Here is a 22,678-nt window from a genome sequence, read left to right as displayed (position 1 = left end):
AGTTTGCCTTGCCTTTCTGCTTTTTATAAGACGAGGAGATAACCATGAAATTTGTATCCGCCATCATCAAGCCGTTCAAGCTTGACGAAGTGCGTGAAGCCCTTTCCTCCATTGGAGTACAAGGCATCACCGTCACTGAAGTCAAAGGCTTTGGTCGCCAAAAAGGCCACACTGAGCTTTACCGTGGTGCAGAATACGTTGTCGACTTTTTGCCCAAGGTAAAACTGGAGGTGGCCATTGCCGATGAATTACTTGACCAGGTAGTCGAAGTAATCGAGAAATCTGCCACCACTGGCAAAATCGGCGATGGCAAGATCTTTGTCTTCAACCTGGAACAGGTCTATCGTATCCGCACTGGTGAAACCGGCGCTGATGCGCTTTAAGGGGTCCAAAATGAAAAAAATTCTTTCCATGATTGCACTGGTTAGCGCGCTAGGATTCTCTGGCTTTGCGCTAGCTGAAGAGGCAGCTGTCGTCGTTGACGAGGCCGTTACCACCGAAGTCGCTCCTGCCGCCGCTGCTGTCGTCGAAACCGTCACTGAGGCCGTGCCAACTCTCAGCGCTGGCGATACCGCCTGGACTATCGTTGCCACCGTATTGGTGTTGGCGATGATCATTCCGGGTGTTGCTCTATTCTACGGTGGCTTGGTGCGCACCAAGAATATGGTTTCTGTCCTGACACAGGTATTTGTCACCACTGCACTCATGTCCGTGATTTGGGTCGTATATGGCTACAGCCTGGCCTTCACTGACGGTGGCAGCTTGAACGCCTATATCGGCGGCTTCAGCAAAACCCTGCTCGCGGGCATTACGCCAGACACCCTACTGGATGGCGGCACTATCCCTGAATATGTCTTCGTGACCTTCCAATTAACCTTTGCCGCGATTACCCCTGCACTGATTGTCGGTGGTTTTGCAGAGCGCATGAAATTCTCTGCAGTACTCGCCTTCCTCGCGTTGTGGGTCACATTCGTCTACATCCCGATTGCCCACATGGTATGGGGCGGCGGCTTCCTCGGCGAACTAGGCGCAGCTGACTTTGCTGGTGGCACAGTGGTGCACATGAATGCTGGTATTGCCGCACTGGTCGGTGCGATTGTAGTCGGCAAGCGCCTGGGCTATGGCAAGGAAGCGATGCCTCCGCACAGCATCACATTGACCATGATTGGTGCTTCCATGCTGTGGGTAGGCTGGTTCGGCTTCAACGTAGGTAGTGAACTGGCTGCCGATGGCACTGCTGGCCTCGCACTCATCAACACTCAAGCCGCCACTGGTGCTGCTGTACTAGGCTGGTTGTTTGCTGAATGGTTGTTCAAGGGCAAACCATCCTTGCTAGGAGCCGTTTCTGGTGCAGTAGCAGGCTTGGTCGCCATCACCCCTGCTTGCGGCTTCCTTGGCCCTGTTGGCTCCATCATCCTTGGCTTTATCGCCAGCGTGATCGCCTTCTGGGCAGTCACCAGCCTCAAGGTTAAACTGGGCTACGATGATTCCTTGGATGTATTTGGCATCCACGGTGTCGCTGGCTTGATCGGCGCGATCGGCACTGGCATCCTCATGAGCACTGATTTCGGTGGCGTAGGCTACGAAGAAGGCGTGACCATGGGCAGCCAGCTCTACGCACAAACAGTTGCGATTGGCGTGACGATTGTATGGGGCGGCCTCGGTAGCTACATCTTGTTCAAGATCGTTGACCTCTTCATCGGCCTGCGTGCCACTGAAGAAGCTGAACGAGAAGGCCTGGATACTGCTGAGCACGGTGAACGTGCCTATCACTACTAAATCCTAATCGTGGGATAAACAAACGGGCGCTTTTAGCGCCCGTTTTTCTTTGATACGAGTGGTTCAACCATTACGCCTCAAACTGCTCAACACCTTCATGCACCCAATCGGGGCAATCCTGCACCACTTGATCACAGCATTCATTGACATCCTTGCAAAACCAGCCTGATTTGGCCCTAAAAAACTGGCACAGCACTTGCTTATGTATTAGCAAGCGTAATGTGATCTTTACGTCGCAAGACCTGGAACATTTTACTGCCTAGTTTTATGCATTATCTCCTCCTCCTCAGGGCGCTTATAGCGCCCTTTTTTTTCGCCTCTGCACAGCTTTAGGCTAAAATCTCCGCCTATTCTCTTGGCTTATCAGGTGCCCCTTACCATGATGGTTCCACACCTTACAACGGCCCTTACCGGCCCCTTACTTGAACTGGAAAAACGGCTGCTCGACAACATGCCGCGCATTGAGCACTGGTTCCGCAGCCAATGGCAAGAACATGGCGCACCGTTCTATGCTTCAGTAGATTTACGTAACGCAGGCTTCAAACTCGCGCCAGTGGATACCAATTTGTTTCCAGGAGGCTTCAACAACCTCAACCCAGACTTCTTGCCGCTCGGGATTCAAGCGGCAATGGTGGCTGTAGAAAAAATCTGCCCTGATGCTCGCCGACTACTAGTGATTCCAGAGAATCACACGCGCAACACCTTTTACCTGCGTAATGTATATGCCCTTACCCACATCCTGCGCCAGGCAGGGCTGGAAGTGCGCATAGGCAGCATTTCACCCGAGATTACAGAACCGACATTTCTGGAAACGCATGATGGCCACAGCATCCTGCTAGAGCCAGTGCAACGCAAGGGCAATCGCCTGGTACTGGATAACTTCGATAGTTGCGCCATCCTGCTCAACAATGACCTGTCAGGTGGTATCCCTGAAATACTGCAAGGGCTGGAGCAATCGTTAATCCCGCCATTGCACGCAGGATGGGCCACGCGCCGTAAATCGCATCATTTCACTGCCTATAACCACATCGTGGAAGAATTTGCTTCCCTGATCGAGATAGACCCCTGGCTACTCAACCCTTATTTTGACACCTGTGACGGCCTGGATTTTCATGCACGTGTTGGCGAAGATCGACTAGCAGACAAAGTTGAGGCCCTGCTGGCGAAAATCCGTGAAAAATATGCAGAATATGGCGTCAAGCAGGAACCCTTTGTCATCGTCAAGGCCGATGCTGGCACCTATGGCATGGGCATCATGACCGTCAAGAGCCCTGACGATGTGCGTGACCTCAATCGCAAACAACGCAACAAAATGTCCGTGGTGAAGGAAGGGCTCAAGGTTAGCGAAGTCATCCTGCAAGAAGGCGTCTATACCTTCGAGCACCTCAACGAGGCCGTTGCCGAACCTGTGATCTACATGATGGATCACTTCGTGGTAGGTGGTTTCTACCGTGTGCATACTTCACGTGGCGCTGACGAAAACCTCAATGCCCCAGGCATGCACTTTGAGCCCCTCGCCTTTGCAACACCCTGCTCCACACCAGATTGTGCAGGCGCACCAGACGCTCCGCCCAACCGCTTTTATGCCTACGGCGTGGTCGCAAGGCTGGCACTACTTGCAGCCTCCATCGAACTGGAAGAAACCGACCCGGACAACCTAGACTAGAGCTATTAACACTTCAATGATGCGCATCGCCTTTATTCTCGACCCATTGGACAGCCTTAAGCCCTACAAGGACACTAGCCTGGCTATCATGCGCGAAGCCGCAGCACGCGGGCACTCGCTACATGTCGCCATGCAACACGATCTCCTGCTGCGTCACGACAAAGCCCACCTGAGGTGTCGCCCTTTCAAGTTTGCAGATGATGCGACATGGTATTCACTGGGAAACATTGCAGAAGAGGCACCACAAGCCTTTGATGCCATCCTCATGCGCAAGGATCCGCCGTTCGACAATGAATACCTCTACAGCACTTACTTGCTGGAGCAGGCGGCAAAACAAGGTGCTCGCATCTATAACAACCCAGCTGCCATTCGCGATTGGAACGAAAAGCTCGCAGTACTCAACTTCCCGCAGTTTGCGCCTACTTTCCTTGTCAGCAGCGAACAAGCATTGATTCGAGAATTTCTTGCTGAGCATGAAGATATCGTCGTCAAGCCACTGGATGGCATGGGTGGCAGCGGTGTCTTCCGCCTCAAGCAGGGCGACCCCAATCTCGGCGTCATCCTTGAAACCATTACGCAACATGGCAAGCAGACCATCATGGCGCAACGCTACCTGCCTGCGATCACGCAGGGTGATAAACGCATTATCGTCATTGATGGCGAGCCACTGCCTTACGCGTTGGCCCGCATCCCGCAAAATGGCGAAACACGTGGCAACCTTGCCGCTGGCGGGAGGGGAGTTGCCCAAGCACTGACCGATCGTGACTACGAGATCGCCAATACCGTCGGCAAGGTGCTGAAGGAAAAAGGCTTGTTCCTGGTCGGCCTGGACGTGATCGGTGAACATCTCACCGAAATCAACGTCACCAGCCCTACAGGCATGGTCGAGATTGCTGCACAGACGGATTGCAATCCAGCCACCATCCTACTCGACAAGCTGGAAACCACAGCACAATAAAAAAGCCAGGGCGCACACCCTGGCTTTGCTAAAACATTTCCCCTGGGGAAACCTACTTAGTCAGTTCACGCCAGCCAGTGCGCCGGGAAACACTATCAGAAGCAGCAGTATCAATGCCTATCGTGGTCTTGCGGCCTTGTGCATCAGTAATAATGGCTTTCAACTGCCCATTGGGCAGGCGCACAATCACCATCCCCACCGTCAACCCTGTGGCAAGTTTCTGGCCAAAATGCGTTGCGCCTGGCACCATCAGTCCCGTACGGTAATCAAACTGGTAAACCCGCGTCGTGCCACCTAGCGAGCAACCATCCGAATTGACGTTATCAATCTGCGGTGTGTTGCTGTTGATCGTCAATGTGCCCAGTGCCAATTGAGGGTCAAGATTAACGCGCTCGCGCGTCTCAGGCAGGTCAACATACCAGCCACCACCTGCCCAATCCAGCGCACTGCCATCAATTGAGGAAGTCGTATCGCCATGCGTGATGACTCGGGCTGTCAGCGCACGTCCGGTGTAACTCACGCCATTATCGCGGATGGCATATACCGACTGTACCTGGCTGTTGGTCACATCGCTTAGCCCCAAGTAACGACCAGTTGCCACGAAAATGACTGGTTCTGTCACCTTGGGCACCTTGCCGATCTCAGGTTTTGTGGTAATCGGCTGGCCGAGACCTGCCGGATCAGTCAGCCTAGCCATGAGACTAATCGTAGGTATTGATGCTTCCAGATTAACTTTCCACAAGTTGCCTTGGAGATCACCACCGTACAATGCCACCGAAGCAGCATTGATATCGGCATTGCCGTTAATCCCAGAACTACTAGCCAGCTTTGCAAAACCGCTCGGCGTCTCAGCTGTACCTTCGCCTGTGCCTAATTTATGAATCAATGCACCAGTAATCGCATCCACCACGAACAGGTACCCTTGGCCATTACCGGGTGAGACATTGTTATAACCCGAAGTAAACATCACCACCCAGCGGCCTGCATTGGCGCTACCTTCCGGTAGCTTGGTAATGATAGGGTTACCGTAAGTAAACCCCAGGTCTGCATCCGCATGGCTGCAATAAGCTTCACTATGGCAGAACTCCCACAATGCCTTGGGATTATCCTCGCTAGTTACATCCAATGCGTAATATCCACGCCCGCCCGCATTCAAGCCTCCGACCAGAATGGTGCGCCAAGCAGATGTCGAAGCATCATACACATCCATCACCTGCGGCGAACCATCCACGAGGAACTGGTGATTCGCACCGTAGTTCTTGTCCGCCAGTTTATACATATTAGGCATGACAGAGTGCGGCACATAGGCCCAGCTTTCTGCTCCATTGGTCGTGTTGAATGCGTGCAACATGCCATCGTTACCGCCGACATACAGCATGCCATGCCGATCCGCCTGGGCAGTCTTGAACGCTTGGTAATTAGGGGTGACGCTATCAATAAAGTTGAATCGCGGTTGCTTCACGTAGGCAGGCGCAGAGTTGACGATATCGCCAAGCAAATGTGTACGCAGGCGGTAGGCCTTTTCGGTTTGGGCAAGCTCACCGCTATTGATGGATTGACCACGCAGATAATTCAGCAGGTTCTCGCCCGAATTGGCGATTGCCTTGGTATCGGCATTGAACCCATTGCACTGCGACAGCAACTCACACTTGTTATTGAAGTAAGCCTTTTCCTCAGCACTCAAGTTATCCCAGGCAAATGGCTCTATCATCTGCGAGCTGGGATCAATCTTGAAAATACTGCGACCACTACCATTCAATTGCGCCTGCGCACTCCACACATGCGCTTCGCTCACCGTGCCATCGGTAGGGTTGATGGTCTGCGCCTGCACGTCGCCATCCCAATGCACACTGCGATAAGTCGAGCTGAAAATATAGTTATCGGTTTGTGTGATATTCGGGCTGCTGGTCGCCGAGGCCGCAGCAGCACCTGTTCTATCTGATACACCAGCTAGGGCACTCCGCAAACCCGATACCAGCTCTTTAGGTTGTTTGGCACTGAAATACAAGCCACGACCATTGACTGCGGCATGCCAGAGGTCATCTAAAGCACTGGGGGAATCAGCAGCAGGAATTGGCCAATTACATGTTTCACCTGGAGCCCAATGGCAATCCACAGCTCCTTGCTTGATCATTGCAAAATCACCATCATTGGCAATTTCATAATCAGAGCGGTAATTCATCTCCCCATCAAGCCCCAACCCCAGCGTAAACGTGTTCATATGCTGTGCCGGGTTTCTGTCTTTGCTTGTGGTAGGAACCTTGTCTTCCATGTCAGGTCGCAAGTCCGTTTTGTAATAATACATAGCCACATCTGCTAGTGTTTCCGCAGCTAATGGCACTGTTTCATTATTCACAACCTTTGTTGGATTACCGTCATATGCTCCATCAGCACGCCTAGAATATTTTTCATCTTTACTATCCTGAGTGCCAATTTCACCACCGTCCCTGGTCATTCCTTTATTGCCATTCCAATATCCATCGGTCGTCAAGATAGTGAAATTTTGTTGGCATGCAAATTGAACTGGGTCATCCGCCATCCCAGCATTTATTCCACTAGTTACTCCAGAAAAATGCCTGCCTACCCTCGATAACGCCTCCCTTAAAGGAGTACCACCTGAAGCACTGGAAGAATAGAATTTTTTATACCAGTTAGTCTTGTGAGCAGGATTAAATGTATCAACCTTGAGGTATTTATTCGCGCTTACTGGTGAACCAGTGTTGATAGTGATAAATCCTACTCGGTAATTATTATCAATTGTTGCAAAGGCATGCCCTGCCGCACTTTTCATGGCAAAAGAGCGAGTACGATAATAGGCATACCAATTAGCAAAATTGGTCATTTCTTCCGCGTAACTGCACGAAGCCCCAGCACAATCTACGCGATCGGGATATTTTGTGAAGGTTTTGCCAGATGTAATATCCACTCGCACAAAATCGCCATATCGCGCATTACGATGATCTCCATCATGTTTTGCTTGGCAACGTGCATCTGATCCACTTACTACAGATGCACTACCAGCATCTGCCGCAGTTTTGCAATACCTCACGTAAGCAGGTCGTGTATGAGTAACAGATAGCGTCGACTGGCAAATAGTGAGGTTAATATCCTGACAATACTCTTTAGGCGTGATTAAGAAATAATGTGGGTTACTATCTCTATTCCTTGCAGTAGAGTAACTCCCATCATCAGCGGGCCAGTCATAACCCTTTGTAGAACTACCATTTTTATCAACTCCATTCCGTTTGCACTCCCATTGCCAACTTGAATTTCTTTGGCAATATTCTCGCTCAGGATATTGCGTAATAATATTTGCAACCCCAGAACTCTGGGCACAATCGTCATCAAGTTGGTGCCCAATTAGTCTCACTGCTTGCCATCCATTGGTATTAGTTCCATTCATGGTTGGTAAAGTTTGTGATGCATCACAAGGGCTAATTGGCGGCGTATAACTAATCGCAGGATTATAGTAAACCCCATTAACCAGAGGACTGTAAATCGGAGGATCTCCTCCATTAGTTGGTTTATTTTGCCCAGTTTGCGAAGTGCCTCCACATGTCGCAGTCATAGCGCCATTGCTCGCACGACACTTCCCCGCAGTTTGGGTATACCCTAGGAAGTCCGGCATAAAATTAAAATTCATGCTGCCCGAATCATCCAGCACGAACATCACATTAGGCCGCACCACAGTGCCTGACGCAGTGGAAAGCGGATTGCTGGAAATATCGGTCACTGCAGCTTGCGCACTCAGTAGATACCCAACCAACGAGCTGATCAGCAGCAGGTTTTTCCACCAGAATCTTGTGTGATGTTGTTGCATGATTGTTCTCCCTGTAAGACTGGGGGTGTTTATACCGGCACCATGACTGTGGCCTGAACGATGCTGACGGTGTTGCGAGGGCCGAGCACGCGGGCGGTGATGCGGTAGTAGATGGATGGATTGGATTGATAGACAGCCGCCCCGATTTGCAAGCTGCTGCCCAATGTAGCGTTAGTCACCGGGGCTTTGGATAAAGAGGTAGAACAAGAGTTGGCCTGACCTGTGCCGTCTTCACCGTTATAGGCCCCTGTGGTCCGGCACAGCCTGTGAATGAGGTACTGCACCCGATTACCGGCAGCATCAGCACCTAAATCCACTGCATTACTCCAAATGCTGTTGCCATACCAGTCAGGCTCGGTACTCAAGGTATTGGCGATATAGCCATGAGATGGATTGCTGTCGGCCAACGCATTGCGATTGTTATCCAGCCATACCAGGGCAGCCTGCAAACCACGGTCTGCGGACATGGTGGCGGATTGCTTGAAGGCAAGGTTACCGGCGATGACGTTGCCGGAATCGACGGCACGCCATAACGCCAGGCCAGCCAATGTCATGGCGATTAGCACGATCAGCGCCACCATGAGTACCACGCCATGTTGGCGTGATGCCGGTGCAATAGCAGGCATCATCAGCTTTTGCTTCATGTTGGAGGCTTCCACAAGATATTACGAATGACCACGGTCGTCTCGAACACACGGTAACGGTATTGTTGCCAGTTTTCCTGCGTAGAAACATTGCCGAAGGTGCCGCCCACCCAGCGAGGCAAGTCAGTGGTGACATTGCTTGACTCACGCTTGCTGCTGCGGCTCACTAACCCAACCCGTATGGCAATCACTTTTTCCCATTCATCCCAGCTAACCACGCCATTGCCATCTAGGTCAGGGGATGTGCGATATTCATCCACGGTATTTTCGGTATCACCATCGAGATTCAGGCCGTAATCTGCTTGTAGATCAATCACGCCATCAGCGATCAACTCAGCCTCCCCACTCAGTGCCGAGAGTACCTGCAAGCCACCATCGACAATGGAATAGCGATTGCTCACGGGACTCCTGCCCATGTTGTACAGTTGGGCACCACTATTGAATATCTGATTGCCCTGATAGCGTCCTGAGGCGGCATGAGTAATATTGTTTTGATAAGGATTGCCAGGGGTTGCGGTAATCTGCACCAAGTCGCAATCCTGCCCAGGAGCGGCCACTACCAGCACATCGTTGACATTGAAGCCAAAACGGTTAGAGACCACGTAATCGGCAGTTGCCGCAGCCATCGTCTGCATCAATGCAGTAGGGCTGGTGACCATGCTGGCATTGCTATAGGTAAGCTGGATCGCATCAGGCGCAGTATCTAGGCCCTGAGTAATCACCGCAGGCGTCAACAGGAAATCAATGGCATATCCCGTGCTGCCATCCGTACCCAGAACACGGCACCCCAGGTTTTGCGATACGTTCATGCCGTAGCCCGATTGACGGATATCGCGCTCAATCGCCAGTAATGCCAGTGCGCCATTCTGCTGCGCAGTACCGCCACTGTTAGTGGTGCGGTTGTTATCCTGTGAAACGGATAACACCTGGGCAATCACCAGCATGCCGATCAGGCCGATAGTCATGCCAACCATGACCTCCACCAAGCTAAACCCGGCATGTGGTTTCAATAAGGCGTTCATCTTCATGGCGTTTGATTCGTATTGATATAAGCCACAGTAGTGTGGCTATGCGGCTCGGTTTCGGCAGGTGGTTGCCAGAAGACGGTTACCGTAGCGGTGAAACCGGCAGTCGCATCGCCTGCAATCACCACGGTAGGTGCCTTGTTTTCAGCCCCGGGCAAACGGTTTTTTACATCCGCGAGCCAGTCTGCCAACTCAGGCGAGCTGCCGCCGGGCAAGCCATAAGTCGAGATTTTTGTTGGCCCTGCCGTCCAGATACTCGCCACCAGGCGGTTGGCCAGATAACTCGCTTCCAGCCGATATTGCGCATCAGAGACGGTTTTCATGGATGCAGCCTGCAAGCCGATGATCGCCAATATGCCCATGGAGAAAATCAGGATGGCGATCAGGCCCTCCAGCAGGATGGCTCCCTCCTGACTAGCGCGTCGTGGCTGGTTAAGATGGCTTAAGCGCATACGCGTGGATCTCCCACTGTTGATATATTGGGGTCACAAAAGTGCACACTCCCTCCCCTGATCAATATCCTCAACCCGTTGGCATTGCCTTCAGTGGCCGCAATGTCGATCTGGCGCATGACATTACTGCCATCATTGTTGAAGGTGACACGGCCCAGCCCATTGAATGTGACAGTAGTTGCGCCTGCGGGCACAACATCCACCGCCACACTGACAGCGCCCTCGGTAGCAGCCTTGCTCTGGATCACTTCTGGGCAATCATCTACGCCATCACTGTCAGCATCGGCAACCACGACCTGGCAACCGATGCTCCAAGTGGCATTGCCGCTCAAGGTAAAAACAACATTGGCATTGCGTCGAATAGCCTCGGCACGCGCCAGCTGCAAGCCAGTATTCAAGCCTTCTGCTGCTGCACGTACCTGAAAATTAAGCAGCATCTCGCGGAAACTTGGCACGGCAACAGCCAGCAAGATTGCCAGCACAGACAACGTCACCACCAATTCCACCAGCGTGAAGCCTTGCTGCCTGTTCACTTAACAACCCCCTCCGTGTTTGGTGACCCAGCAATTCGCAGGCACGCTGGTATCAGGGAAAGCCGTAGTGCGGCGGGCATTGTCCTGATTAACCGTAAACTCATAACCGCTCATTCCTTGCCCGGCAACGCCCGTCGCGGTAATGAGAAAGGTTTGGTCGCCATTAGGCGTGCTGCACGCATAAGTGAAATACTGCACCGCAGGGCTGCTTGGCATAACGACTTCCTCACAACTATAGCGGCGCTTGTCCTGATAATTACGCTCCATGCGATTGCGGATATCAGACAGTTGTGAAATAGCCTCCGCCACCTTGGCGCGCGCAACATATCGTGAATAAGCTGGCACTGCGATAGATGCCAGAATAGCGATGATCGCGACAACGATCATCAGCTCAATTAACGTAAATCCTTGTTGCCCAGATTTCATCGGACTTCCCCTTTTCCCAGAATGCATCATGCCGTGCCCAATTGGTATATCGCCAATTCTTCCGACGAACGGAAGTGGTGCACCGATAAGCGGTATAACGATCAAAGTGCGAGTGAAATTTAGCGGCTATATCAATTCACGGCAAATACTGCCGAAGTTTGCCCCACTCTTGCCGCTTGGGTAAAATACAGCGTTTCGTTTATTTACCTCTTCCCTTAAGGATATCCAGATGTCAAAAATCGTGTTCAAGGCTGGTGAAGCCACTATTTTCAGCGAAGGCAAAGACGTTACCGCCGCGATGCCAGAAATCCTCATCGGTGCCGTTGACGGCCCGGTTGGCCAGGCTTTTGCCAACATGATGGCGCAAAGCAAGGGTCACTCCGCCATGTTCGCCGTGCGCGACATCAACCAACTGGTACGTCCTGCGACCATGATGGTCCCTAAGGTTACCCTGAAGGATTCCATCAACATCGAACTGTTCGGTGGTGTGGTGCAAGCAGCGACTGCTGACGCGATTCTGGACTGTGTCATTGAAGGCATCATCCCAAAGGATCAAGTCAACGATCTGTGCATCGTCAGCTTGGTATGGATTGATCCAGGCTGTGGCCCACTGGCCAAGGAAGGCAAACTGGACAAGGCCGACATGTACAAGAACAACTACGAAGCGACCAAGCTGGCGATCAAGCGCGCACTGAACGATGAGCCAAGCATTGATGAGCTCATCGCCAACCGCCACAAGATCAAGCACTGCATGTGGGAAGAAAGCTGGGGCGAAATCTAAGCTTCATTGCTGTCATCCAAAGCCCGCCTTGGCGGGCTTTTTTATTGCAATGTTGCGCTATATCAACCTAGACAAGACACCACCACTCATCATTAACTGGTCGCAAGCTCAAGCCAAATCTTGACTGACGACCTATCTGGTATTGATCACCGCATCAACTGATAACCAGTATTGTTTTATAATAAAAATCATTATTTATTATAGATCGCCATGGCACCCGCCATCATTTCATCCAATGCGTAAATATCTTGTTACCCTGCATCGCTGGTTTGGCTTGACCATGGCCGTGTTTCTTTTCATTTCCGGGCTGACTGGTGCAGTGATCTCCTGGGATCACGAGCTGGATGAATGGCTCAATCCGGCCTTGTTCCATGCGCTTAACAAAGGAGTCGTGCAAGCACCGCTCACACTTGCCAATAAGCTGGAACAAGATCAACCAGGCTGGATGGTGAATTATGTACCGCTCACCATAGAACCTGGCCACACGCTAGGCATGAGCGTAAGTGCCAGGCCGGACCCTGCCACTGGGAAAGCCAGCAAGCTTGATTTCAACCAGATAGCCCTCAATCCTGTCACAGGGGAAATTCAAGGGCAGCGCGAATGGGGCGCAGTATCTCTATCGCGCGAGAACCTGTTGCCCTTCCTCTACAAGCTGCATTACAGCATGCATATCCCAGACGCATGGGGATTGGAACTAGGCATACTGTTCATGGGGATCATCGCTATCATCTGGGTGCTCGACAACTTCATCGCACTGTGGATTTCCTTCCCTAATTACAAGTCCTGGCGCAAATCATTTGCCTTCCGCTGGCAACAGGGCGGTCACAAGTTAAATTTCGACCTACATCGCTCGAGTGGTGTCTGGGTCTGGCTATTGCTGCTTATGTTGGCAATCACATCGGTCTCCATGAACCTTAACTTCCAGGTCATGCGGCCTATCGTGGAAATTTTTTCTACGCTCAGTCCCAGTCCGTTTGCATCACGTGCACCACGCCCCGAGGATGAACCCCTGGTCCCCAGCATCTCACGCGAGAACATCCTCGACATTGCTCGAGCAGAAGCCAAACAGAGAGGCTGGAGCGCCCCGGCAGGTGCCGTATTCTACTCCCCTGCATTCGGGCTTTATGGCGTTGGCTTTTTCGAGGCTGGCAACGATCATGGAGATGGCGGCCTGGGCAACCCCTGGCTATATTTCGATGGCAAGGATGGTAGCCCCGCCGGAGAGAATATTCCCGGCACTGGCAGTGCAGGCGATATTTTCATGCAGGCGCAGTTCCCGCTACATTCGGGACGCATCCTCGGCTTGCCGGGGCGCATCCTGGTGTCGCTGATGGGCGCCGTAGTTGCGATACTGAGCATCACCGGCATTGTGATCTGGCTACGCAAACGCCAATCGCGTCGCGTGGATCAAAAGGTTAGGAATAGCACCAGGGCCAATCCGCTTCAAACCAGTGCGAGTTGATGCTGAGCGGTAGCCAGAGCACCCTCCTGACGCTCGGCCAAGGTTTGCAATATCTTGCGCACAGGGACGGGTAGCCCGGTATTGATGGCGTCGTTGAGCAGCATCCACTGCCACCCTGGCTCCTGCGCTTGCAACGGCAATGCTGGCACCTCCATCGTTCTGGCAAGGATATGCAACTTGAAGTGGGTAAAGACATGGGTTAGCTGGGTCAGCGCTTTGGGTGCACTCCCCTGAAAGCCCAGCGCTTTCAAGCCCCAGGCTTGAGCATCCTCAGCTACATCCAGCTCGGGCAGGCTCCATAAGCCGCCCCAGATGCCGCTATCAGGGCGCTTTTGCAGCAAGACGCGGTGATTATGCACCATCACCAACATCTGTACGGATTTCTCCGGAATGGCTTTTTTCGGCTTGGAAGCAGGCAATTCATTGACACGATCAGCCAACAAGGCAGCACAATCTTCCTGCAATGGGCAAGTGGCACAGCGTGGGCGGCTACGCACGCAGACCGTAGCACCAAGATCCATCAAGGCTTGAGCATAAGTACCCATTTCCGCCTGAGGCTGCATGGTTTCAGCAATCTGCCATAGCTGCTTTTCCACCTTGGGCAAGCCAGGCCAGCCCTCAATCAGGAAATAACGCGCAAACACGCGTTTGACGTTGCCATCCATGATGGGCTGTGGCAAACCAAAAGCAAACGAGGAAATCGCAGCCGCCGTGGAACGGCCTATGCCCGGCAATGCCTGGATCGCCTCGAAATCACGCGGGAATTCACCTGCATGCAAGCTCATCACTTGCTGTGCCGCCTTGTGTAAATTGCGTGCGCGTGAGTAGTAACCCAGGCCGCTCCAGTATTGCATCACATCATCCTGGCTTGCAGCAGCCAAGCTGGCAATGCTAGGAAAACGCTGCATGAATTTCTGGTAATAGCCGATCACGGCTGCCACCTGCGTCTGTTGCAACATGATCTCGGAAACCCAGATGGCATATGGATCGTGGGTATTCTGCCACGGCAGGTCATGGCGCCCATGCTGCTTCTGCCAGGCAATCAGCCTGTCAGCAATGGGAAAGTATTGCGACAGGGTCATTTCAGCGGCCAAACAGGTTTTGCAGTTTCTGCTTCACCTTGTCTTCGGGTTTGGATGTGGGTGTTTCGCTGTTGGCAGCATCATCCTTACTCTTGTCACTTTGCTTGTTCAGCAATGACTTCACCGCGTCTTCCCGATTACCATCCAGCAAGTTCTTGACCGCCTCGCCCTTGGCACCACCCGCTCCTTCCAGCAGCTTGTTCTTGGCAATCGCTGTCGCCAACCCGGCGAAATCGATGGCATAAGCAGGCTTGTTGAACGTGCCTGTGAGCTTGATTGGCACAGTAAGACCATTAAGCTGCTGCAAATCCGCCCCACCTTGCCCCTTGAGCGAAGCCACCACAGTAGGCTTGGCAAGGTAATCCAGTGTTTCATTGGCAATATCGACACTGCCATTGCCTGCAATGCGGAATAACGGTGCCTTCATGTCCAGGTCGTCGTTATGCGCAACACCGTTCTTGATATTAAAACTGGCAGACATTTCGCTGAAATCGGTCTGCTTACTCTTATCTCCAGCCACACTGGTCGTGCCTTTCAGTGCATTGAGTTTATCCTTTGCACCACGCAGCGTCCCGGCAATATCAATCCCCTTGACCGCGCCATCCTTGAGATTGAGTGCAGCCTTGCCGTTCAGGCCTTTCTTGAGCGCATTGACAGTGTCGCCACTGGTCGTGAGATCGAGGTTCAGGTTGCCCTTGCCATGCAGCATGTCATTGTTGATGGCATCGGTCAGCAAAGGGCCTATCGCGATGTTTTTCATCTCCTGCTTGATGGCGATATTCGGCGTGCTACGGGCGTCCACCGTCAGGGCGCCATTCATGGAGCCCTCGTAGAGACTAGCGGAAAAAGGGGCGAGTTCGGCCACCCCCGAGTCCGCCTTTAGCTTGATGCGCACATTCGTGCTTTTAACATTCGCCACCTTGAGCGCGCCGATACGCAACTCGCCATCCGCATTCAATTGCCGCAATGCACTGAGGTCTATCGTGGCATCTTCCTGCGGCTTACTGGCTGGAGCAGGTTTCGTAGGCTTAGCTTCGGAATCCGTGATATAGCGATCCGCATCCAGTTTGTCGATATCAACATCGAAATGGTAGATTGGCCGCTCGAAGCGACTAATACCAAACTTGCCATTGATCGTGGTTTCGTCGAGCTTCACGTTGAACGGACTGACAGTGAGCGCCTTGCCGTCGGCCTTGATCCCAAGCTTGAGACCAGCCAAGTGGAATTTCTCATACACAATGCTGCCGATATTCACATTGCCTTGCAGCAGCAAATCCTTCAATGCAGAAAGATCAGGTGCCGCTTCATTCGCTTGGGGCTTACTGGCGGTTTTCTGCGCTGGTTTGGCAGAGCCATTGCCCAGCAGCTTGTTCAAGTCCAGCTTGTCACCGCTGAGGTTGAAGCGGACATCGGGCTTGGCAAAGCCAGCCACAGCCACATCGCCCTTGAGTTTGGTATCCTCGACATTCAGGCTGAAATCGCTATCGACCTTTTCCTGCTTGATGTCAGCCAGCAGCTTGAAGGCAAACTCGCCCTGAGCAGCACCTTTCGGCAAAGCCTTATCCTTGATGTCTATCTTGCCTGCCAGCTTGGGCAGCTCGAATACAAGGTCTTGCAGGTTGCCCTTGAAGGGCGATGAAAACTTGCTTTCCACGCTGCGGTCGGTTTGCTTGAGGCTGAATTCGCCATTGATGCCGCTGCTTTGCAGCTCTCTTGGCGAACCCTTGATATCTGCCAATACCAATTGGGCCTTGATGCTGTCGCCTGTCTTCTCCTGGCTGAAGGCCAGTTCGGCCTTGTCGCCGGATACCTCATCCTGCCGCACCACCAGCTTGGGCGCAGCGAAATCCGCCACCAGCTTGGCATCGGCAAGCTGGCCGGAAAACGCGAGCTTGAGACCGTTGACGAGGAACTCCATGTTTTCAGGGCGCGCATCCACGTCGCCTGTCAGCCGGATATCGGCATCCTGCACATCCGCGATATTGCCCTTGACCACGGCATCCAGCTTTTGCGCGGCGAAATGCTTGTTCTCGACATCGGCCATGAAGTTGCCTTGCAGCTTGACCTTGGCGTCCACCTTTGGCGCGCTGGCGCTCACTTCAAAATCGCTGGCAAGGTCGAATGGCGTAGCCAGCGCCACGCGCCCGGTCTTGAGGTTGAACTGCTTGACCGCATAGCTGCTACCCGCGGCTTCGTCATGAAAACTCACGGCAGAATTGCTGACGTTGATACTGGAAATATCAAAATTGATTTCCTGCGATGGCTCGTCCTTGTCCTCACTCAGCAGGTCGTCAAAATTGGTGCTGCCATCTTGGTAACGCACAATATTGGCTCGCGCACCATCCACGTAGACAGCATCTACCACAAGCTCCTTCTTCAACAAGGGAATCAAGGCCACAGACACCTTGAGGCCATCTACAGCGGCAAATTCCTTGTCACTGTTATGCTCGGAAAGGGAAATCTTGCCTAGGTCAGCTCCCAGCTTGGGCCAGAAAGCAAGCTTGATGTCACCTTCGATATTCAGCGTGCGCTGTTTCTTGTCCTTGACCAGTTGCACGATCATGGGTTTGTAGTCGTTCGGGTTAAAGGTGGCAGCAAAAATCGCCACGATGATGACCAACACCAGAACGATTCCGCCGAGGCCAAACAAGGAATACTTAAGGATTTTATTCATTAACCTATCCTGTTTTGATTGAGCGAGAAGAAAACGAGTGTATCACTGCCAGTGCCAGACCGGCAGTGATACACGATGCGAGTGATTACCAGTAGTAAGCCAGTACGATGATGCCAAGAATAATACGATAGTAGGCAAAGCCCTTGAAATCGTGGTTAGCGACGTAACGGATCAAGGTCTTGATCGCCACCAGTGCAGCCAGGAATGCAGTGATAAAGCCAACGGCAAACATCGCCAGGTCCTCAACCACAAACAGGCTGAAGTTCTTGTACACATCGTAAAAAGTTGCCGCCAGCATCACCGGGATAGCAAGGAAAAACGAAAACTCGGTTGCCGTCTTGCGGTTGAGGCCAAAGATCATGCCCCCCAGGATAGTAGCGCCAGAGCGAGATACACCGGGCATGATCGCCAGTGATTGCGCACACCCCACTTTTAGCGCCTGCCAAGCGGTAATCTCGTTGAGATTTGATGCCTTGGCGGCAGGCGCCTTGTCATGCGCATAGAGATTCTCTACCAGCAGGATGACGAAACCTCCCACGATCAATGCGCATGCCACGGTAATCGAGGAGAACAAGTGCTCCTTGATGAAGCCGTGCAGCAACAAGCCGAGAATAGCTGCAGGCAAGAATGCAACAAATAGGTTCAGGATAAAACGCTGCGAAGTATTGGTATGCAAGGTAGTGGCCACCGAGGTCAAGCGGCTGCGATACTCCCAACACACGGCCATAATCGCACCCAACTGGATCACGATCTCGAACACCTTGCCCTTGTCGTCGTTGAAATCGAGCAAGTCACCAATAATGATCAAGTGGCCAGTGCTGCTAATGGGGAGGAATTCGGTGGCACCTTCCACGATGCCGAGGATAAACGCCTTGAGTAATAGTATTAAATCCATGTCATGCCATCTTTATTGTTGATATGAGCGGCATCATGCAGCATGCCTGTGAACCTGCGATGAACCGCCCCCCGACGATTCAGCAGGAATGATCCATGTTACTTAATCAAGGAGAATGCCCGCGCCATTAATTCAGCCTGGCTACCTGGCAACTTGCCATCAGGGCTTAATTTATCAATCGCCTGCGGCAGATACTCCGCCAGCTTGCGACCAAAATCATCGGTAGGCAGGGAAAGCTGTGCCGCCATCGACTTGATCAACTCCGCTCCAAACACCTGCACTACCTGTTGCAAGCTTAACGGCAAGTTGCTTCCAGAACCCAGCCACGACTCGACCTCGGCACCCAGCCCATTGGCACGCAACTTATCGAGCACGCCCTGCGGCCCACCCGATTTATTCATCAGCTCAAGTCCGGCTTGTATCATCGGGTTGCCACTGTTGCCAGCTACCTTGTTCATCACCGATCCGGCAATACTGTCAAATAATCCCATTCACACTTCCTTCAATCATGATAGCTAGCTAGAAGCGCTCGCCGGGGCGCAAATAACGCCAGGTTCCTACAGGCAATTTACCAAGCACGACACTGCCAATACGCACACGCTTGAGTCCGACCACGGTGAGACCCACCAGTTCACACATCCGGCGAATCTGGCGCTTGCGCCCTTCGCGCAGGACAAAACGTAACTGGTCCTCATTTTGCCAAGACACCTTGGCAGGCTTGAGCTTGACACCATCAAGGCTAAGGCCGAAATTAAGTTTTTTCAGCCCATCTTCACTGAGTGTACCCGTCACACGCACCAAGTATTCCTTCTCAGTTGTCGAATCTTCTCCGATCAATTGGCGTGCCACGCGGCCATCCTGGGTCAGCACTAACAAACCAGTCGAATCAATATCCAGACGGCCTGCCGGAGCCAAGCCGCGCAAGTGTCCGCGTTTGAATACAATCTGGGTCGGGTCTTCATCCCAATGGTTATCAGGGCTTACCAGCACAACCGCTGGTTCATATCCATCTTCCGCCTGACCGGAAACATAGCCCACTGGCTTGTGCAGCAAGATAGTAACAATCTCGGACTGGTGTTTCTGCGCCTCTTTGCTGACCTTGATCTCGGCATCGGGTGATACGCGTGTACCCAACACATCGACCACTTCACCATTGACCGTCACCCAGCCATTGGCGATGAAGTCATCCGCCTCGCGACGTGAGCACAGACCAAGCTCAGCCATGCGCTTGGAAAGCCTGGGCAACTCTGGTTGGCTAGCAACAGGCTTGGGAGAAAACTTGGGATTGGTATTTCTATCCTGATTGAATGTTCCTTGCTCAAAACCATCCCTGGCCTTGCCACCACGACGCGGCGTATCACGGTCAGCAAATTGGCGCACCTGCCCCTCTCGTGCGATAGACCTGGGCTTATTGGCATGAGGAGGTTTGTTAGCTGCGGGTTTTCTACCCGCACCATCACCAGGTGCTCTTTCCGCAGTACGCCTAGCAGCCTCTGGCCTGCCCGACCGCTCTCGCTCAGGCTTATTAGCCCTCGCTGGTTTTGCTGCAGCGGTATCCGCTACCGAGTTTTCAGGAGGCCTCACTCTAGGCGCTGGAGCAGTCGTCCGAGAACGCTTGGCTGGATCTGGGCGGCGCACTGGAGGCTTACTGGCATCTTTGCTGGAGATAGAGCCGGGTTTCAATTTAAGCGTGGTCATGGCGGGATTTTAACATAGCAGGCTTAGCCGGTCTGGACAGCTTCAACATGTCACTTGATACCAGCAAGAGCCACCTTATAATGGCTTTCCCTTAATCGTTTAGTCGGCCAGCATCCATGTTCAAAATCATCGAACATTGTCTTGAATTCACCATCTTCCGCAGTCGCTGGCTACTAGCTCCGATGTATCTGGGCTTGGTGGGTGGCCTGGTCATCCTGCTGGTCAAATTCGCCCAGGAGTTCATGCATATCGCCAGCCATGTATTGGAAGCACAAGAGCAGGAAGTCGTGCTTTCATTACTTGCCTTGGTCGACATTACCCTGGTGGCCAACCTGCTCATCATGGTGATTTTTAGCGGCTATGAAAATTTTGTTTCCAAGATTGATGTCGCAGAGAACGAAGACCGACCAGAATGGATGGGGAAAGTTGACTACTCGGGACTCAAGCTCAAGCTGATTGGCTCCATCGTGGCAATCTCTGCCATAGACCTGCTCAAAGCCTTTGTGCATCAAAGCAGCAGTAGTTCAGAACATCTTAGTAATACGCAAATGGCCTGGATGGTAGGCATTCACGTCACCTTCATTGTGACCGGGCTACTCTTCGCGATCATGGATCACATTGCGGAAAAGGATAAACATCACCAATAAAAAACGGCCAGCAAGCACTGGCCATTTTTTAACGCTTTGCTAGCAATTCAGCATCACACTTTTTGATAGACCTCTGCCCCTTTTTTCACGAACTCAATCGCCTTTTCCTGCATGCCTTTGCTTAACGCAGCCTGTTCATCCACGCCCAGCTTATCAGCGTAATCGCGCACATCCTGCGTGATCTTCATGGAGCAGAAGTGCGGGCCGCACATGGAACAGAAGTGCGCCTGCTTGGCACCTTCCTGCGGCAGGGTTTCATCGTGGAATTCCTTGGCTTTTTCCGGATCAAGCCCAAGGTTGAACTGATCATCCCAACGGAACTCGAAACGTGCTTTGGACAAGGCATTGTCGCGAATCTGCGCGCCGGGGTGGCCCTTGGCCAGGTCGGCGGCATGCGCAGCAATCTTGTAGGTAATGATGCCAACGCGCACGTCCTCCTTATCCGGCAGGCCTAGATGTTCCTTGGGTGTCACATAACAGAGCATGGCACAGCCGTACCAGCCTATCATGGCAGCGCCGATGCCAGAAGTGATGTGGTCATAACCTGGGGCAATATCGGTGGTCAATGGGCCCAGTGTGTAGAACGGCGCTTCGCCGCAGTGTTCCAGTTGCAGGTCCATGTTTTCCTTGATGAGGTGCATGGGCACGTGGCCTGGGCCTTCAATCATGCACTGTACATCGTGTTTCCAGGCAATCTGGGTCAGCTCTCCCAAGGTCTTCAGTTCAGCAAACTGAGCTTCATCGTTGGCATCATAGATAGAGCCTGGGCGCAGGCCGTCACCTAGGCTAAACGACACATCATATTGCTTCATGATCTGGCAGATGTCCTCAAAATGCTCATAGAGGAAGCTTTCCTTGTGGTGAGCCCAACACCACTTGGCCATGATAGAACCACCACGCGACACGATGCCCGTCATGCGCTTCGCTGTCATCGGTATATAGGCGAGACGTACCCCCGCGTGGATGGTGAAATAGTCCACGCCCTGCTCTGCCTGCTCAATCAGGGTGTCACGAAAGATTTCCCAGGTCAGGTCTTCGGCCTTGCCGTTGACCTTTTCCAGGGCCTGGTAAATTGGCACGGTACCAATCGGCACTGGGCTGTTACGGATGATCCACTCGCGGGTCTCGTGGATGTTTTTACCGGTGGAAAGATCCATCACGGTGTCACCACCCCAACGCGTACCCCAGACCATTTTTTCCACTTCTTCCGAGATGGAAGAGCCAAGCGCAGAATTACCGATGTTGGCGTTGATTTTCACCAGGAAATTGCGGCCGATGATCATGGGCTCGATTTCAGGGTGGTTGATGTTAGCCGGGATAATCGCGCGACCACGGGCCACTTCGTCGCGCACGAATTCTGGCGTAATCACCTTGGGAATGCTGGCACCGAAATGCTGACCTGCGTGCTGGGTTTGCAGTAGTTCGCTCATGTTTTCGCGGCGCTGGTTTTCGCGGATGGCAATAAACTCCATCTCGGGAGTAATCATGCCCTGCCGCGCATAGTGCATCTGGCTTACATTTTTGCCAGGTTTGGCACGTAATGGCTTGCGCGTCAGGTTAAAACGCATCTCAGCTAGCTTGGGGTCTTGCTTGCGCAGCTTGCCAAAGTCTGACGTTGGGCCATCCAGCTGCTCGGTGTCATTACGCTCGGCAATCCAGCCAGCCCGTAGTGCCGGCAAGCCATTACGGATGTCGATGTTAACAGCAGGATCTGTATAGGGGCCGGAAGTATCGTAGACAACAACCGGCGGATTCTTTTCTGCACCAAAAGCAGACGGAGTATCAGAAAGCGAGATTTCACGGAAAGGCACGCGAATATCCGGGCGCGAGCCTTCAACATAGATTTTGCGGGAGTTGGCAAAGGATTGTTTGGTGCCTGCATCAATCTCCGCAGTTTCATTAAGAAACTTGGCATGCAGGTCTTTGTCGGTGGCATTCATCATTGGCTCCAAAAATAGCGGGAAGCGTTTTTGGAATACCAATAGGGAAAAGAATAGAGCTTGCCCCATCAAACCAAACTGCGCTTCCCTACGGTGGGATTATCCACGTCAGGTTCAAAGGGTAATTCTCACTGCCATCGTATTCATACAAATACAAAAGCAGACCCCTAGCGATTGGCGCAATGTACGTTAAAAC

20 protein-coding genes and 1 riboswitch are annotated in these 22,678 nt (G+C 52.5%); of the genes, 7 read left to right on the top strand and 13 right to left on the bottom strand.

The genetic code is table 11. The annotated features are described in order from the left end of the window. The first annotated feature begins 44 nt into the window (after positions 1-44). From glnK to gshB, 4 genes are all read left to right on the top strand, one after another. On the top strand, positions 45-383 hold the full coding sequence (gene glnK, locus LG202_RS11825; RefSeq protein WP_230348573.1) for a P-II family nitrogen regulator: 339 nt from the start codon (positions 45-47) through the stop codon (positions 381-383). A 10-nt stretch (positions 384-393) separates the two neighbouring features. Further along, the gene (locus tag LG202_RS11820) at positions 394-1,779 is read left to right on the top strand and encodes an ammonium transporter (RefSeq protein WP_230348572.1); all 1,386 of its coding nucleotides are present in this window, start codon (positions 394-396) and stop codon (positions 1,777-1,779) included. Positions 1,780-2,161: 382 nt separating this feature from the next. Beyond that, positions 2,162-3,445 (top strand): glutamate--cysteine ligase, encoded by a 1,284-nt coding sequence (gshA, locus tag LG202_RS11815; RefSeq protein ID WP_230348772.1) that lies wholly within the window; start codon positions 2,162-2,164, stop codon positions 3,443-3,445. 19 nt (positions 3,446-3,464) lie between these two features. After that, positions 3,465-4,403 carry a glutathione synthase gene (gene gshB, locus LG202_RS11810; RefSeq protein WP_230348771.1) on the top strand — a complete coding sequence of 313 codons (939 nt, stop codon included), beginning with the start codon at positions 3,465-3,467 and terminating at the stop codon, positions 4,401-4,403. A 52-nt stretch (positions 4,404-4,455) separates the two neighbouring features. Here gshB and LG202_RS11805 read toward each other — a convergent pair whose 3' ends face one another. The 7 genes from LG202_RS11805 to LG202_RS11775 all read right to left on the bottom strand — a co-directional run bounded on the left by LG202_RS11805 (position 4,456) and on the right by LG202_RS11775 (position 11,303). Beyond that, positions 4,456-6,759 (bottom strand): PilC/PilY family type IV pilus protein, encoded by a 2,304-nt coding sequence (locus LG202_RS11805; protein ID WP_230348571.1) that lies wholly within the window; start codon positions 6,757-6,759, stop codon positions 4,456-4,458. A gap of 776 nt (positions 6,760-7,535) precedes the next feature. After that, the gene (locus LG202_RS11800; RefSeq protein ID WP_459724889.1) at positions 7,536-7,763 is read right to left on the bottom strand and encodes a hypothetical protein; all 228 of its coding nucleotides are present in this window, start codon (positions 7,761-7,763) and stop codon (positions 7,536-7,538) included. Positions 7,764-8,252: 489 nt separating this feature from the next. Beyond that, positions 8,253-8,867 carry a pilus assembly PilX family protein gene (locus LG202_RS11795; protein ID WP_230348569.1) on the bottom strand — a complete coding sequence of 205 codons (615 nt, stop codon included), beginning with the start codon at positions 8,865-8,867 and terminating at the stop codon, positions 8,253-8,255. Next, positions 8,864-9,895, bottom strand: coding sequence for a PilW family protein (locus LG202_RS11790; protein ID WP_230348568.1), 1,032 nt, complete (start codon positions 9,893-9,895; stop codon positions 8,864-8,866). The genes LG202_RS11795 and LG202_RS11790 overlap by 4 nt, the downstream gene beginning before the upstream one ends. Then, positions 9,892-10,344: a type IV pilus modification PilV family protein gene (locus LG202_RS11785; protein ID WP_230348567.1), complete on the bottom strand. Its 453-nt coding sequence runs from the start codon at positions 10,342-10,344 to the stop codon at positions 9,892-9,894. The genes LG202_RS11790 and LG202_RS11785 overlap by 4 nt, the downstream gene beginning before the upstream one ends. Continuing rightward, complete coding sequence (locus LG202_RS11780; protein ID WP_230348566.1) at positions 10,335-10,877, bottom strand: GspH/FimT family pseudopilin; 543 nt, start codon at positions 10,875-10,877, stop codon at positions 10,335-10,337. The genes LG202_RS11785 and LG202_RS11780 overlap by 10 nt, the downstream gene beginning before the upstream one ends. Continuing rightward, on the bottom strand, positions 10,878-11,303 hold the full coding sequence (locus LG202_RS11775; RefSeq protein WP_230348565.1) for a type IV pilin protein: 426 nt from the start codon (positions 11,301-11,303) through the stop codon (positions 10,878-10,880). A 229-nt stretch (positions 11,304-11,532) separates the two neighbouring features. Here LG202_RS11775 and fae point away from each other — a divergent pair, with 229 nt between their 5' ends. Beyond that, entirely contained in the window at positions 11,533-12,084 is a 552-nt protein-coding gene (gene fae, locus LG202_RS11770; protein WP_230348564.1) for a formaldehyde-activating enzyme, read from the top strand. 235 nt (positions 12,085-12,319) lie between these two features. Further along, positions 12,320-13,546, top strand: a complete 1,227-nt coding sequence (locus LG202_RS11765; RefSeq protein ID WP_230348563.1) for a PepSY-associated TM helix domain-containing protein — start codon at positions 12,320-12,322, stop codon at positions 13,544-13,546. Here the strand turns inward: LG202_RS11765 and mutY are convergent. The 5 genes from mutY to LG202_RS11740 all read right to left on the bottom strand — a co-directional run bounded on the left by mutY (position 13,528) and on the right by LG202_RS11740 (position 19,895). Next, the gene (gene mutY / locus LG202_RS11760; protein ID WP_230348770.1) at positions 13,528-14,628 is read right to left on the bottom strand and encodes an A/G-specific adenine glycosylase; all 1,101 of its coding nucleotides are present in this window, start codon (positions 14,626-14,628) and stop codon (positions 13,528-13,530) included. The two genes, LG202_RS11765 and mutY, sit on opposite strands and share 19 nt — an antisense overlap. A 1-nt stretch (position 14,629) precedes the next feature. Then, positions 14,630-17,302: an AsmA family protein gene (locus LG202_RS11755; protein ID WP_230348562.1), complete on the bottom strand. Its 2,673-nt coding sequence runs from the start codon at positions 17,300-17,302 to the stop codon at positions 14,630-14,632. An 85-nt stretch (positions 17,303-17,387) separates the two neighbouring features. Continuing rightward, positions 17,388-18,197, bottom strand: a complete 810-nt coding sequence (locus tag LG202_RS11750) for an undecaprenyl-diphosphate phosphatase (protein WP_230348561.1) — start codon at positions 18,195-18,197, stop codon at positions 17,388-17,390. A gap of 98 nt (positions 18,198-18,295) precedes the next feature. Further along, entirely contained in the window at positions 18,296-18,688 is a 393-nt protein-coding gene (locus tag LG202_RS11745; protein WP_230348560.1) for a YidB family protein, read from the bottom strand. Between the two features lie 28 nt (positions 18,689-18,716). Beyond that, positions 18,717-19,895, bottom strand: a complete 1,179-nt coding sequence (locus LG202_RS11740) for a pseudouridine synthase (RefSeq protein WP_230348559.1) — start codon at positions 19,893-19,895, stop codon at positions 18,717-18,719. Positions 19,896-20,011: 116 nt separating this feature from the next. Between LG202_RS11740 and LG202_RS11735 the strand changes: the two genes are divergently transcribed. After that, on the top strand, positions 20,012-20,542 hold the full coding sequence (locus tag LG202_RS11735) for a TIGR00645 family protein (RefSeq protein ID WP_230348558.1): 531 nt from the start codon (positions 20,012-20,014) through the stop codon (positions 20,540-20,542). 53 nt (positions 20,543-20,595) lie between these two features. Here the strand turns inward: LG202_RS11735 and thiC are convergent, their stop codons facing one another. Further along, on the bottom strand, positions 20,596-22,482 hold the full coding sequence (thiC, locus tag LG202_RS11730; RefSeq protein WP_230348769.1) for a phosphomethylpyrimidine synthase ThiC: 1,887 nt from the start codon (positions 22,480-22,482) through the stop codon (positions 20,596-20,598). A gap of 68 nt (positions 22,483-22,550) precedes the next feature. Beyond that, positions 22,551-22,661, bottom strand: a riboswitch (TPP riboswitch). Positions 22,662-22,678: the final 17 nt, after the last annotated feature.

This window comes from Methylobacillus methanolivorans (assembly GCF_054588515.1).
This window is presented reverse-complemented; position numbering and strand designations above follow the sequence as displayed.